Origin of the sequence: Pseudoalteromonas sp. SG43-4, assembly GCF_014164325.1 — a bacterium.
In the GTDB taxonomy this organism is placed as follows: domain Bacteria; phylum Pseudomonadota; class Gammaproteobacteria; order Enterobacterales; family Alteromonadaceae; genus Pseudoalteromonas; species Pseudoalteromonas distincta.
This window is the reverse complement of sequence record NZ_JACJFB010000018.1, coordinates 67,080-81,491: the sequence shown is the minus strand read 5'-3', so window position 1 is coordinate 81,491 and position 14,412 is coordinate 67,080. Positions and strand designations below refer to the sequence as shown.

The following is a 14,412-nucleotide window of genomic DNA, read 5'->3' as shown; positions in this document are numbered from 1 at the left end:
AGCGCACAGGGCGTGCATCTGTGAAAGTGTTATGGCAAGGATGGCTTAAGTTACAAGCCATCCTGGAAGGCTACGATTTAGCAAAATCTCTTGAGTCAGACTTGTGATCAAGAGACAGCTTTTTAAGTGGCTTTGTTGTTTTTAATTTGTGTAAATTTACGAATAAGGAAGGCTCACTTGAACGTTTAAGCCGCCCTCTATTTTGTTATGTAAACTTATATGCCCTTGGTGCGCTTCTGCTATTTCTCTGCATAAGGCTAGCCCTAAACCACTCCCCGTACTTTTTGTTGAATAAAAGGGCACTAAAGCATTTCCCATTACTTGCTCGCTCATTCCTTTGCCGCAGTCGCTTACATTTATAACACATGCTTGGGGTACAAACTCGACCTGAATATGTATTTCATTGGCATTGGAACCTGACTCGTGTGAATTTTTTAATAGGTTTATGAGCAGCTGCTCGAGTTGGGCTTGATCAGCTTGTAATTCATTGTGTGAATTTTTTATTTCGTAGCTAAATTGCCAGTGGTTTTTTAAATTATTGAGGGTGTTTTGCCAGTTAACCCGCGTTTTTTGTGGCTGAGGTAATTTAGCAAACTTGCCATAGCCTTGTACAAATTCAGTTAAATGACTAATTCGCTCATCAATAGTTGCAAATACACGGGCAAGACGAGGCTCATCAACTTTATTTGCGAGCAATTGTGCGCTGTGTAGCATGGATGACATAGGGCCGAGTGAATTATTTAATTCGTGGCTAATAATGCGTATTACTTTTTTCCACACCGCAACTTCTTGACGACTAAGTTCACGGGTTAACTGTTTAAATATATATAAATGATGCTTTTGATTATTAAGTAAAAACTCCCCAGTGGCTAAATGCCAAGTTTGCGAGTCTTGATTCTCTATTTCTATATTAAAGAGGCCATCAATACCGTGCTCTATAGCTGCTACTAATTGCAGAGGCGAATTTTCGAGTAATCTACTTAGCTGCATACCTTCAAGGCGAGTTGCGCTATTAAATAAACTACGGCTAATTAAATTACTAAATACCACCGTATTATTATCATTGACCAGCAATAACGCTTGCGGCGAGCTTTGCAAAACTTTATCAAGCATTAACTCGCGCTGGTAAATCCATTGTTTTTCTTGGCGAAGCTGTTTTGCGGTTTGATTATAAAGTTGGCATAGTTTTCCAAGTTCATCATTACTTTTATACGCAAGCAAACTGGAGAGCTCACCATCTTTAAAATTAAGTAATCCGGTTTCAAGCGATTGCATGCCAAGCTTTATTGGCTTGGTGAGAGTTCTTGAAAGCAGAGTGCTAAATGTAAGCGTTAGTAATATTAAAAACAGAGTGTAGTAAATATCAAAGCCACTTAGCGCGGCAATAATAACAATAGGCAGCGCGCTACAAAGCCCGCAAATTAATACAACCTTTTGGCTTAGGGTAAAGTTGCTAATAATGTTTGGCATTAATAATCAATACCCATTTTTTGTAATCGACGATAAAGCGCTTGTCGGCTTAAACCAAATTCACGGGCGACTTTGGCTATAACACCTTGATGAGCGCGCATTGCGTGTTCTATTTCCTGTTTGGTCGGCTCTGCTTTTGCTTCTTGTTGAGCAGTGACCGGTGACGATAGTGCAAAGTCATCGACTGTAAGCGCACCTGTAGGTTTTAGTACCGCTACACGCTTACAAGCGTTTTCTAGCTCTCGAACGTTACCTGGCCATTTGTAGTGTTGAAGTGCTTGCTCTGTGTTTATAGTCAGCTCTCGGTGAGGTAAAAAATGGCTAATAAGTGCTAAAACATCATCTTGTCTTTCGCTTAGGGAAGGCACATTGAGCTCAATTACATTAAGGCGATAATATAAGTCTTCCCTAAATCGACCTTGTTGAATTGCTTGTAGTAAGTTTTCGTTAGTGGCCGATATAACCCGCACATTTACCTTTCGTGTTTGTGTTGAGCCTAAACGTTCAAACTCGCCGGTTTGTAGTACGCGTAGTAATTTTATTTGTCCTGAAAGTGGTAAATTACCAATTTCATCTAAAAATAACGTACCGCCATCAGCTGCTTCAAATCGACCAATACGTTGTTTGGTTATCCCCGTATATGCTCCGGCTTCAGCGCCAAAAAGTTCGGCCTCTATAAGTTCTTGCGGAAGTGCACCTGCGTTTACCTTAATAAAAGGCTGCGATACAAGCGGGGAGTTTTTTTGAATAATATGCGCAATACACTCTTTGCCACTCCCATTAGGGCCTGTAATTAATGCAGATATATCAGATTTAGCCACTTGAAGCGCCATAGTAACCAGTCGTTCCATCGCAGTACTTTTAAATATTAGCCCAGCAAGGTCTGCGCTTTTAAATGTACCTTCACGTTCTTGTTGATGGCGATTATGTGTCGCCACTATTTTTTTAGCACTGCCTAGCTCTATTAAGTTACCGATACAAACTAGTAGTTTTGCATCATCCCAGGGTTTTGGTAAGTAATCAGCAGCACCTGCTTTTACAAGCTCAATGGCGGTGGCAAGTTCGGTCCAGGCTGTAATAAGTATAATAGGTAGGTGTGGGTTTATTTCTCGTAGTTCATAAAACAACGCTTTACCTTCTTCGCCAGAGGTGGTGTCGCTGGTAAAGTTCATGTCTTGAATTACAAGCTCAATTCGCTGATAGCGAACTATTTGCAGAGCATCAAACGGATTTGTTGCAGTGACTACCGAAAAGTCGTGGATCTCGAGCAACAATGAAAGTGCGTCGAGTACTGCTTGGTTATCATCAACAATGAGTATTTTATGAGTCATAGGTTATTTTTATAATTTTTTGATGGCTACACTGCCTTACTAAGCAGTGTAGCATAGTGATTTACATATAATTAAATAGTGCGAGTTGCAATACTGGGCGAAATATTGGCAGCGCGTTTAGCCGGCGCTAATACTGCAAGTAAACTCATTAAAAATACGGCAATGGCGGTAACGGCTATATAACTTGGCGGTAGTGCGGCTACAGAAAAATACTGCATTAACATTTTCCCAAGTAGTATTGCTGTTACTACACCTAAGGCTAAACCTAGGCTACAAATTAATGCATTTTCTACTAAAAAGTAGCTAACAATAGCTGACTTTCTTGCGCCAAGTGCTCTGCGTGTACCAATTTGCTTAGTACGTTTGCTAATATTAAATAAGGTTAAGCCAAAAATACCGAGAGCGGTTATAAGCACTAAAATAGTGATTAATACTATGAGCATGCGCATCATAAGGCGATCTTGAGCGGTATACTCATTTTTTAATTCATCAAGCCCTTTAATGTTGTTAATAACGCGTTTGCTGTAATTTTCGAGCATAGCATTTTCTATTTCTTTCATTACAGCTGCTCGCTGACCAGGCTTAGTACGAACGGCAACTTGTGCATAACTTGCTGCTTTAATATAAGGAATAAACGCAAGATTATCGGGTTTACTGTCTTTGAGCCACGGGCCTTTCATTTTTCCGATCACGCCAATAATTTTAAGTGGTAGGTCGCCAAAATAAACTATTTTCCCTAAACCATCTCCATCAGGGTAGAGCTCATCAAGTAAGGCTTTAGTGACTATAGTGACGTTGGTGCGCTTTTGTGTAATTTCGTTTGTAACGAGCACTTCATCTTCGGTAAAGTTTCGCCCTGCAATTAAGTTAACGCCGTAGGTATTAATAGCATGATCGTCTATAAAAAAATAAGCGGTCCTGACACTTAGGCCTTCTTGTGGGGCAGGTTTTAAATTAAAGCTCGAAGCGCTGCCACCCCCTGATAGCGGAATACTACTGCTTAATGCGGCATCGACCACGCCTGGCATTTTTCTAAGCATGCTTTCATCAAGCTCAAACTGCTGACTTAAGTTAATATCAGTACCAAAGGTCATTACATTAAACTTGAATATATCTTGTTCAGGGTAGCCCGTTTCTTGGTTTAAATAGCTAATTCTGTCTTGAATAATAAATGCAGCATTACTAACTATAGCTGTAGTAATTGCAATTTGAATTAGCAGTAATACAGCGCCCACCTTTGAGCGGCATAAGGCGTTAAATATAGGTTTTATTTCTAACATTGTGACATTCCTTATTGGCTCTTAAGATAAATAGCAGGATTGGTTTTACACACTAACCAAGCTGGGTACAAACCAGCTAAAATGCAGGTTGTAATTGCAATCAATGGGGCGCTCAATAGCATGGTTAAATCCATTGTCGCTAAGTTTTCATAGTAGTCGTAGCTTTGCCCTACGCCCATTAAGCCAAGTTGTGCTAGTACAATTCCTAGCATGCCACCTATAAAGCCAAGCATGGCGACCTCAACTAAGTGCTGTAAAAATATTTGCCTTTTACTCGCACCTAATGCGCGTCTTACACCTACTTCTGGCGCTCTGCGTAAAAACTTAGCTAAAAGTAAACCTAAAATATTGGCTAAGCAGACACCTAAAAACATAAAGCTCAGGCCCACTAAAATTTTATTGTCTTCGGTGACGACGTTGTTGTATTGCATCCATTGGTTTACATCGCGAAGTTTATACTCAAGTTCTTTACGATTAAATCGACCACGTTTTTGTTGTTCTTGCATATAGGCTAATAAGTAATTTTGATAGGCTTGTTTTTGTTCAAGCGTATTTAGCTCTGCCCAAAACTGGATCCATACTTGCTCAGATTGCAGTTTATCTGCAAAGGTTGGTGTGTTTTCGTGTTTCCATCCGTTGCTATTGCCCCAACTTACTAGCTCTTTTGTCTTTATTAAGCTAAAGGGCATAAATAACTCTTCTACTTGATTAAATGCACCGTTATTTAAATCATAATATTTAATATTGAGAGGCCAATGGTTAATAACACCAACTACTTGATAGCTTGCATCATCTAAGTAAATCAGTTCTCCGACGGAGTTTTGTCCTGCAAATAGTTTATCGTTTATCTCTTGGGTAATAACAACCACAGGTGCGGCAGAGTCTTCTTGCTCTTTGCTCCAAGCCCCTCCGTATAAAAATGACAAATTAAACATGCTAAAAAAGTCAGGCGTTGTCATGCGAGCATTACCTATAAAAGGTTTTATTTTGTCGGAGTCTAGATAAACTGAGAAACCGGTACGCATCATAGCCACTTTTTTCTCTGGCGTGGGTGCGTTTAATAAGTTCTCAGCATCTTGATAGGTCAGTTGCAGTGGCATGTTATCTTCTGTCCACCACGTACTACCATCGTCCATTGTTTGTAATTGCACACTGTAAAGTTGGCTGCTTTTTTCTGGTATAGGATCGGCCGACATCATGTGATAAACACTAAGGCTGGTCATTGTTATGCCTATACCTATCGCAATGGCAAGTACCATTAAAAAGCTAACCAATGGGGTGCGCTTGAAGCTGCGCCAACTTAAATCTAAATAATGAATAAACATTAGTTAAACCCCCGATGCTGTTTTTATAGTTTGCGCGCCTTGATAAAGTGTAAAGTCGGCAAGTTGTCCATCAACTACTTGAATATTACGCGGAGCACGGCGGGCTAATTCGCTATCATGCGTTACCATTATTATAGTGGCACCGTCGCGATTTATTTGCTCAAGTAACTCCATAACTTGGCGAGCCATTAAGCTGTCAAGGTTACCTGTTGGCTCATCGGCAAGTAAAAAACGAGGTTCACCAGCAAGCGCACGAGCTATTGCCACACGTTGTTGCTGGCCACCGGAGAGTTGCTGAGGTAAGTGTTTAGCGCGAGATGCTAAACCAACTTGTTCAAGGCATTGCTCAATTCGACGTTTTCGCTCATTTGCTTTAATCCCTCTATAGCGAAGAGGAACTTCTATGTTTTCATATAAATTTAAATCGGGGATCAAATTAAAGCCTTGGAATATAAAGCCAATTTTTTGATTTCGTAAATCAGCACGTTGGTTATCGTTTAGGCTGCCAACATTAACGCCATCTAACAGGTACTCACCTTCGTTAAAAGGCTCGAGCATACCTGCAATATTTAAAAAGGTTGTTTTTCCTGAGCCGCTAGGACCGGTAACAGCAATAAATTCGCCTTCGTTTACTTGCAGGTTAAAGTCTCGAAGCGCATGGGTTTGTACCATTTCTGTTTGGTATACTTTACTTACATTGTTCATTTGTAACATGGTTGTTCCTAATTATTTTTAGCGTTGGTTGAGAACGTCTGTTTAATTTAATAAAATCGTATCGGCTTGCTTAAAGTCGCTGTAGCTTGAAATAATAATTTCATCGTTTTCTTTAACACCGCTTAAAAGTTCAACCGCATTAATGCTGGTGGCGCCTATTGTAATAGGTATACGCTTTGCAATATTGCCTTCTACTTTATAAGCAAAAATTCCGCCTTGCTGCATAAAAACGCCGCGTTTTACCTGCATTACACCTTCTCGGTTGTCGAGTAAAATACGTGCAGTTAAGCGTTGGTTTTGACGGATGTTGTTAGTAACACCTTTAAATCGGACGCGTGCTGTTACTTCACGATTATTAACTTCTGGTGATATGGCGGATAAATTCCCCATCACTGTTTCATTGCCTAACTTAAGCTCTACTTCCATACCGAGTCCTAATTCGTTGGCGTAACTTTCAGGTACTTGAAGTTCCGCTTCGAAATTACTTAAGTCGACGAGTGTCATAAGAGGTTGGCTTTGTGTCACAGCGGCTTTTTGTTGCACTAATAGGTTACCCACGATCCCTGTAACGGAAGCCTTAATAGATAGGTTGCTTACTTTTCTGATTAAATCATCAACGATAAGTTGTTGGCGGGTCACATCACTTTTAGCAGCTTGTAGTTCAAAGGCGAGCGTGTCTTTGGCAAGCAATACCTCTTGTTGTGCATGTTTATACGAGAGCTTAGCTCGGGATAAATCATCTACTGCTTTTTCAAGATCAATTTGGCTAATTAAGTGCTTTTGAATTGATAACTGCGCCCGGCGATTTTCGCGCTCAGCGGCGTTAAGCTCAACTTGTGCCATATCAAGTGTTTTATTTAAAGTGAGTGTTTGGCGTCTTGCTTGCAAATACTGCCTTTGCTGCTCGCCTTGTAGTCGTTTAAGCACAGATTCTTGTTGCTTTAATTCGTTAGTTAACTCAGGGCTTTGTAGCAGGGCAAGTGTGTCCCCTTGCTTTACTGTATCGCCGGCCTTTACTTTTAAATCTATAAATCCACGTTCTGGACTGTAGATTTTAGGAGCATTAGCAGCAACAATTTTACCACTGGCGGCAATATCTCGAATGAGCGCTTTAACATGTACTTTTGCAACCTGTACTTTTGAGCGGCTAATAGAGCTTTTAGCGCTATGGTTAGTTAAAAAAATATAAGCAACTGTAGAGACCACAATGAAAACAATCGCAGTGATTATCGCGTATTTTTTATAGCTTATAGGTGCCTTTACTTGTACGTCTTGTGCGCTGGTATCTTTAATCATTTAATTCCCCCTACATTGCTTTTATGTATTTTTCGCACAGCAGTAATAAAGCTGCTGTGCAAATGGCGGCAATAGGAGAGAGCAAAAATAAGCTTAGAGTAAACATGGTAATTCCAATTAGCGATTATATGTAAAGCTATACGATTAATATGCCAACTATTATCGCATTGATATTAAAGTGCTTTTTATTTTTTGTTCTTTAAAATGATGTCCGCGGACAGTTTTTATGTCCGCATCGGACACCGCTTTAAATAAAAATTCACTATTAATGTACAAAAAAGGACATGAACTTTCATAACTATACTAATGAGCAGCAATAATCGGGGATGTTAAGCCATTAAAGTAATGAAATAGCATAAAACTATCTAAATGTTAACTGAATAGCGCTTCACGTGTTGAATACTTATTCACTTTTGTCTGCCTTTACGTTTACGTAAGCTGCAGCTTTTAGCGCTTGTGTTTTTTACAATATGTTAAACTTGACACCAGTGTCATGAAAAAATAGTGGTTAAAATAACGCTAAATGTTAAAAATAATGATAAAAAGAAATCTTGCTATGAAGTGAGAAATATTCAAGAATGTGAATATGTATTCAAAGTGCTATTGACTCTATTTAAGATAGAGGCTAGTTTTGTCCGTCTGTTAGCAAATCGTCGAGCAGTTCATCCACGCTAACAGTGCAGCAAGGGGAGGGGTCTATGTTATACGACTCAAAGTTAGAAAAAGAAAATTGTGGCTTTGGCTTAATAGCCCAAGTTAATGGTCAAGCTAGTCATAGGCTTATTCGTACTGCTATTACGGGGCTTGATCGCATGCAGCACCGTGGCGGTATATCTGCCGATGGTAAAACAGGTGATGGCTGTGGTTTATTATTACAAAAACCAGATAGCTTTTTCCGTGCAATTGCCAGTGAACATAATTGGCACTTAGGCAAAAACTACGCAGTGGGTATGATATTTTTAAATTCAGACCCTGTTTTAGCACAAGCTGCAAAACAAATACTTAGCGAAGAATTAGAAAAAGAAACGCTAAATATTTTAGGTTGGCGTGTTGTACCAACCGACCCATCTATGTTGGGTCCTATTGCTGTACAGCAATTACCAGGTTTTGAACAAATTTTTGTTAGCGCGCCAGAAGGTTGGCGTTCTAAAGACTTAGAGCGTCGCTTATATGTAGCGCGCCGCCGTGCTGAAAAGCGCATTGTTGATGACGAAGCTTTCTATATCGCAAGTCTATCTGGTTTGGTAACTATCTATAAAGGCTTAATGATGCCTGCAGATTTACCTAATTTTTACCTAGATTTAGCTGATATTCGTATGACGAGTGCGATTTGTGTTTTCCATCAGCGCTTTTCTACTAATACTCAGCCGCGTTGGCCTTTAGCTCAACCTTTCCGCTATTTAGCACACAATGGTGAAATTAATACTATTGAAGGTAACCGCCAGTGGGCACGCGCACGTTCTTATAAATTTGCGTCACCGCTTATTCCTGATTTACAAAGCGCAGCGCCGTTTGTAAACGAAACCGGTTCTGATTCATCAAGCCTAGATAATATGCTTGAGCTATTTTTAGCTGGCGGCATGGATTTATTCCGCGCTATGCGTATGCTCGTGCCGCCTGCATGGCAGAAAAACCGTGCAATGGACGACGATTTACGTGCATTTTACGACTTTAACTCTATGCATATGGAACCATGGGATGGCCCGGCAGGTATTGTTATGTCGGATGGTCGTTTTGCGGCGTGTAACCTTGACCGTAATGGACTTCGCCCAGCACGTTATGTAATTACACAAGATGGTTTTATTACGCTTGCATCAGAAGTGGGTATTTGGGATTACACTGCCGATGAAGTGGTTGAAAAAGGCCGTGTTGGTCCAGGTGAATTATTAGTTATTGATACTAAACTTGGCAAAATCTGGCACTCGGATGAAATCGATCAAGATTTAAAATCTCGCCATCCTTACAAGTCATGGCTTGAAGAAAACGTTAAACGTTTAGTTCCATTTGAAGAACTTACTGAGCAAGACGCTGGTAATCGCTCATTTGATGACGAAACGCTAGCTAAATATCAAAAAATGTTTGGTTATACCAACGAAGAGCTTGATAGCGTTATTCGTGTAATGGGTGAAAACGGCCAAGAAGCGACAGGCTCAATGGGTGATGACACGCCATTTGCTGTGCTTAGTGAAGGGCATCGTTCACTTTATGATTACTTCCGCCAAAAATTTGCGCAAGTAACAAATCCACCTATCGATCCACTACGTGAAAACCATGTAATGTCGCTTGCAACCTGTATTGGTAGTGAGCAAAACGTATTTAACGAAACAACGGGCCACGCTAAGCGCCTACAGTTTGATACACCAATTTTAATGTACGCAGATATGCAGCAGCTATTAAATGCTGATGAAGCGCACTACAGCTACTGTAAAATTGATATTACCTACACAGTTGAAGAGGGTTTAGAAAACGCGGTTACGCGTATTTGTGACCAAGCACAAGAAAAAGCAGCTGCGGGCTGTATCATGCTTATTTTAACTGACCGTAACTTTGATGAAATAAATTTACCAATTCCAGCAGCTATGGCTGTAGGTGCGGTACAAAAACGCTTAGTTGATAACAACTTGCGCTGTGAATCAAATATTATCATTGAAACTGGCAGCGTGCGAGATGCGCACCAATTTGCTGTGCTATTAGGTTTTGGTGCTACGGCAATTTATCCATACCTTGCGTATGAATCGTTAGTTGCGATGAGCGACAGCAAAATTATTGATAAGTCGTATTGCGAAGTGACCCTTGCTTATCGTAAAGCCATTAATAAAGGCTTGTACAAAATTATGTCTAAAATGGGCATAAGTACGGTTGCATCTTATCGTTGTTCAATGTTGTTTGAAGCGGTGGGATTATCTGATGCGATTATTGAAATGTGCTTTAAAGGCGTTGCAAGTCGTATACAAGGTGCATGCTTTACCGACTTTGATGACGATCAGCAAAGTTTGCACAAACTTGCTTTAAGTAAGCGTAAATTATTAAGCCACGGTGGTTTATTTAAGTACGTTCACGGTGGTGAGTATCATGCTTATAATCCAGATGTTATTCAAACCCTGCAAAAAGCGGTTCGATCAGGTGATTATAAAGACTACAGTGCGTACGCTGATTTAGTTAATAATCGTCCAATTGCGACTTTGCGCGATATGTTAGCGCTTAAACTACCTGAGCAAGGTATAAGCATCGATGAAGTAGAGTCTGCAGAAAACCTATACAAGCGTTTTGACTCAGCAGCAATGAGTATTGGTGCGTTATCACCAGAAGCTCATGAAGCGCTAGCAATTGCAATGAACCGCTTAGGTGGTTGTTCAAACTCTGGTGAAGGCGGTGAAGATAAACTGCGTTATGGTACAGAGAAAAACTCGCGTATTAAACAAGTCGCTTCAGGTCGATTTGGTGTAACGCCTCATTACTTACGCAGTGCTGACGTTATTCAAATTAAAGTAGCGCAAGGTGCAAAACCAGGCGAAGGTGGACAATTACCGGGTGAAAAAGTAACGCCGTATATTGCTAAGCTTCGTTATTCGGTACCAGGTGTTACGTTAATTTCGCCACCACCGCATCACGATATTTACTCAATTGAAGATTTAGCACAGCTAATTTTCGATTTAAAACAAGTAAACCCTAAAGCACTTATTTCTGTAAAACTTGTTTCAGAGCCAGGTGTGGGAACCATTGCAACAGGTGTTGCTAAAGCATATGCCGATTTAATTACTATTTCTGGCTACGATGGCGGTACAGGCGCAAGCCCACTTACTTCTGTTAAATATGCGGGTAGCCCATGGGAGCTTGGACTTGCTGAAACACAGCAAGCACTAGTTGAAAATGGCCTTCGTCATCGCATTCGCCTGCAAACAGATGGTGGCTTAAAAACAGGTTTAGATATTATTAAAGCGGCAATTTTAGGTGCTGAAAGCTTTGGTTTTGGTACTGGTCCAATGGTTGCCCTTGGGTGTAAATACTTACGTATTTGTCACTTAAATAACTGTGCGACCGGTGTTGCAACACAAGACGAAACACTTCGTCAAAAGCATTATCACGGCTTACCAGAAATGGCGATGAACTACTTTAAGTTTATAGCGCAAGAAGCGCGTGAAATTATGGCTAGCCTCGGCGTTGCAAATTTAACTGACTTAATTGGCCGTTTAGATTTATTAGAAGAAATTGAAGGCAAAACTGCAAAGCAGAAGAAAATTGATTTATCGTCTGTTATTGCTCAGCCGAACAACCCAACTGGCGAAACGCTTTATTGTAGTGCGCCTAACAGTTCGCATTATCTAGGTAAGTTAAACGAAAGTTTATTAGCTAAAGCGCAAGAGGCAATTGATACGTCAAGCGGTATCTCGCTTGTGAGTCGTATTTGTAATACTGACCGCTCTGTAGGTGCAATGCTTTCGGGTTATATTGCTGATAAACACGGTAATCAAGGTATGGCGGCAGACCCCGTAGCAATTGAATTACACGGTACGGCGGGTCAATCGTTTGGTGTTTGGAATGCCGGTGGTCTTGAAATGACATTGGTTGGCGATGCTAACGATTACGTAGGTAAAGGCATGGCAGGCGGTAAGTTAGTTATTCGTCCACCACTTGGCTCATCTTTTGAAAGTCATAAAGCAACCATTGCTGGAAACACATGTTTGTACGGCGCTACAGGCGGAAAACTGTTTGCAGCGGGTTGTGCCGGTGAGCGCTTTGCAGTTCGTAACTCAGGTGTGCAAGCGGTTGTTGAAGGTGTAGGTGACAACGGTTGTGAATACATGACCGGTGGCGTTGTGTGTGTACTTGGTAATGTAGGTGTTAACTTTGGCGCGGGTATGACTGGTGGTTTTGCTTATATTTTAGATGAGCGAAATGATTTTGAAAAACGCATTAATCCAGAGCTTGTAGAAATAGTAACACTAGACGAATTAACGTCGCATCAAGAACATTTACGCGGCTTAATTGCTGAGCATTTAGAGCTTACGGGTTCGTGCAGAGCAGAAAGCATTTTAGCTAACTTTGAACTGTACTTACCGATGTTCAAATTAGTAAAACCAAAATCAAGCGACGTAAAAAGTTTACTCGGGCATCGCGCTCGCAGTAGTGCCGAACTACGTGTTCAGGCGCAATAAGGGGGCAGTATGAGCGAAAATGTATACCAATTTATAGACGTGCAGCGTGTAGATCCACGCAAAAAACCAATCTCGTCACGTAAAAAATCTTTCGTAGAAATTTACGAACCCTTTTCAGAAAATCAGGTTAACTCACAAGCTGATCGTTGTTTAGATTGTGGTAACCCGTATTGTGAGTGGAAGTGCCCAGTACATAACTACATTCCACAATGGTTAAAGTTAATACGCACAGGTCGTATTATAGAGGCAGCAGAGCTTTCTCATCGTACAAATAGCTTACCAGAGGTTTGTGGGCGTGTTTGCCCACAAGACCGTTTGTGTGAAGGTTCGTGTACATTAGATGAAGAGTTTGGTGCGGTTACAATTGGTAATATTGAAAAATACATTACCGATGAGGCATTTAAAATGGGCTGGAAGCCTGATATGTCTTATGTAACTTGGACCGACAAAAAAGTAGCTATTATTGGTGCAGGCCCAGCTGGTTTAGGGTGTGCTGATATTTTAGTTCGTAACGGCGTAAAACCAGTAGTGTTTGACCGTCACCCAGAAATTGGCGGACTACTCACGTTTGGTATTCCTTCTTTTAAACTTGAAAAAGAAGTGATGCAAAAGCGCCGTGAAATTTTCACTGAAATGGGCGTGGAGTTTAAGTTAAATGTTGAAGTAGGTGTTGATATTACGCTTGATCAAATTTTAGCTGATTACGACGCCGTATTTTTAGGAGTTGGTACGTATCAAAGTATGCGTGCAGGTCTTGAAAATGAAGATGCACCAGGTGTTCACGATGCACTCCCGTTCTTGATTGGTAACACTAACCGTGTAATGGGCTATGACGAGACTAAGCAGCCGTGTATTGATATGGCTAACCAAAAAGTAGTTGTACTTGGTGGTGGTGATACAGCGATGGACTGTGTGCGTACGTCTATTCGTCAAAATGCTGCAAAAGTAACGTGTGCTTATCGTCGTGATAAAGAAAATATGCCTGGTTCTAAACGTGAAGTTAAAAACGCCAAAGAAGAAGGCGTTATATTTACCTATAACGTTCAGCCTAAAGGTATTGTATTGAACGATAAAGGTAAAGTAACTGGCGTTAGAATGGTTAAAACTAAATTAGGCGAACCTGACGCAAATGGCAGAAGTCGTGCTGAAGAAGTACCTGGTTCAGAGCATGTGATAGAAGCTGACCAAGTTATTATGGCATTTGGTTTCCAGCCTCACAAAATGGATTGGTTAGAAAAATACGATGTAGAAATAAATCACTGGGGCGGCATTAATGCACCAGAACAGGGTGAATTTACACATCAAACAACGAACCCTAAAATATTTGCTGGTGGCGATATTGTGCGTGGTTCAGATTTAGTGGTAACCGCTATTTTTGAAGGACGTAATGCTGCAGAAGGTATTATGGATTACTTAAAAGTTTAATTGTTCGTATTAATAAAATAAATAAGAAGCAAGCCAACTGGCTTGCTTTTTTTATTGTTTTATTCGAATGTAATGTCAACGTAGTTAGCCACAAACGGTATTATATTAATATCACCTGTAGCATAGCTTTCTTTAGCGACACCTTGAGCTTTTACCTTTAGTGTAACTACCAAGAGGGATTATTTTGCTTTAGTGAGGGTGTGCTTGTTTCGAGCTAAATACGGATGCTTTGGGCATCTATTAAGCAGCCTTGAGGGTTAATTCATACATCAAACTTACGCTTTACTTAACCAACACAAGGGTACAGGCATATACTTGTAGCAACTCGAGTTTTTGGATCTTCAGTAGTACTAGCTAACGTTATTTGGTCATAATCTGTAGCTTTTTTTGCTGCTTAATATGCTATAACTTTTGT

The 14,412-nt window shown here is 40.5% G+C and carries 8 protein-coding genes; 2 read left to right on the top strand and 6 right to left on the bottom strand.

What is annotated here, in order from left to right; all coding sequences use genetic code 11:
* Positions 1-156 precede the first annotated feature (156 nt).
* The 6 genes from H5160_RS16210 to H5160_RS16185 all read right to left on the bottom strand — a co-directional run bounded on the left by H5160_RS16210 (position 157) and on the right by H5160_RS16185 (position 7,416).
* Positions 157-1,470 carry a PAS domain-containing sensor histidine kinase gene (locus H5160_RS16210; RefSeq protein ID WP_182737997.1) on the bottom strand — a complete coding sequence of 438 codons (1,314 nt, stop codon included), beginning with the start codon at positions 1,468-1,470 and terminating at the stop codon, positions 157-159.
* The gene (locus H5160_RS16205) at positions 1,470-2,801 is read right to left on the bottom strand and encodes a sigma-54 dependent transcriptional regulator (protein WP_182737995.1); all 1,332 of its coding nucleotides are present in this window, start codon (positions 2,799-2,801) and stop codon (positions 1,470-1,472) included. The genes H5160_RS16210 and H5160_RS16205 overlap by 1 nt, the downstream gene beginning before the upstream one ends.
* 71 nt (positions 2,802-2,872) lie before the next feature.
* Complete coding sequence (locus tag H5160_RS16200; RefSeq protein WP_039487439.1) at positions 2,873-4,081, bottom strand: ABC transporter permease; 1,209 nt, start codon at positions 4,079-4,081, stop codon at positions 2,873-2,875.
* An 11-nt stretch (positions 4,082-4,092) separates the two neighbouring features.
* Positions 4,093-5,406 carry an ABC transporter permease gene (locus tag H5160_RS16195; RefSeq protein WP_182695629.1) on the bottom strand — a complete coding sequence of 438 codons (1,314 nt, stop codon included), beginning with the start codon at positions 5,404-5,406 and terminating at the stop codon, positions 4,093-4,095.
* A gap of 3 nt (positions 5,407-5,409) precedes the next feature.
* A complete protein-coding gene (locus H5160_RS16190) occupies positions 5,410-6,120 on the bottom strand; it encodes an ABC transporter ATP-binding protein (RefSeq protein ID WP_182693985.1) in 711 nt (236 codons plus the stop codon).
* Between the two features lie 42 nt (positions 6,121-6,162).
* Positions 6,163-7,416: an efflux RND transporter periplasmic adaptor subunit gene (locus H5160_RS16185; protein WP_182737993.1), complete on the bottom strand. Its 1,254-nt coding sequence runs from the start codon at positions 7,414-7,416 to the stop codon at positions 6,163-6,165.
* Between the two features lie 698 nt (positions 7,417-8,114).
* On the opposite strand from H5160_RS16185, the gene gltB reads away from it, so the two are divergent.
* Together gltB and H5160_RS16175 are read left to right on the top strand one after the other, a co-directional pair.
* Entirely contained in the window at positions 8,115-12,572 is a 4,458-nt protein-coding gene (gene gltB / locus H5160_RS16180) for a glutamate synthase large subunit (protein WP_004335377.1), read from the top strand.
* A gap of 9 nt (positions 12,573-12,581) precedes the next feature.
* Positions 12,582-13,997, top strand: a complete 1,416-nt coding sequence (locus H5160_RS16175; RefSeq protein ID WP_004335378.1) for an FAD-dependent oxidoreductase — start codon at positions 12,582-12,584, stop codon at positions 13,995-13,997.
* Positions 13,998-14,412 lie beyond the last annotated feature (415 nt).

Bases quoted from the DNA above. Each gene is read 5' to 3' on its own strand.
- H5160_RS16210 (WP_182737997.1), bottom strand. From the start codon at position 1,470: ATGCCAAACATTATTAGCAACTTTACCCTAAGCCAAAAGGTTGTATTA.
- H5160_RS16205 (WP_182737995.1), bottom strand. From the start codon at position 2,801: ATGACTCATAAAATACTCATTGTTGATGATAACCAAGCAGTACTCGAC.
- H5160_RS16200 (WP_039487439.1), bottom strand. From the start codon at position 4,081: ATGTTAGAAATAAAACCTATATTTAACGCCTTATGCCGCTCAAAGGTG.
- H5160_RS16195 (WP_182695629.1), bottom strand. From the start codon at position 5,406: ATGTTTATTCATTATTTAGATTTAAGTTGGCGCAGCTTCAAGCGCACC.
- H5160_RS16190 (WP_182693985.1), bottom strand. From the start codon at position 6,120: ATGTTACAAATGAACAATGTAAGTAAAGTATACCAAACAGAAATGGTA.
- H5160_RS16185 (WP_182737993.1), bottom strand. From the start codon at position 7,416: ATGATTAAAGATACCAGCGCACAAGACGTACAAGTAAAGGCACCTATA.
- gltB (WP_004335377.1), top strand. From the start codon at position 8,115: ATGTTATACGACTCAAAGTTAGAAAAAGAAAATTGTGGCTTTGGCTTA.
- H5160_RS16175 (WP_004335378.1), top strand. From the start codon at position 12,582: ATGAGCGAAAATGTATACCAATTTATAGACGTGCAGCGTGTAGATCCA.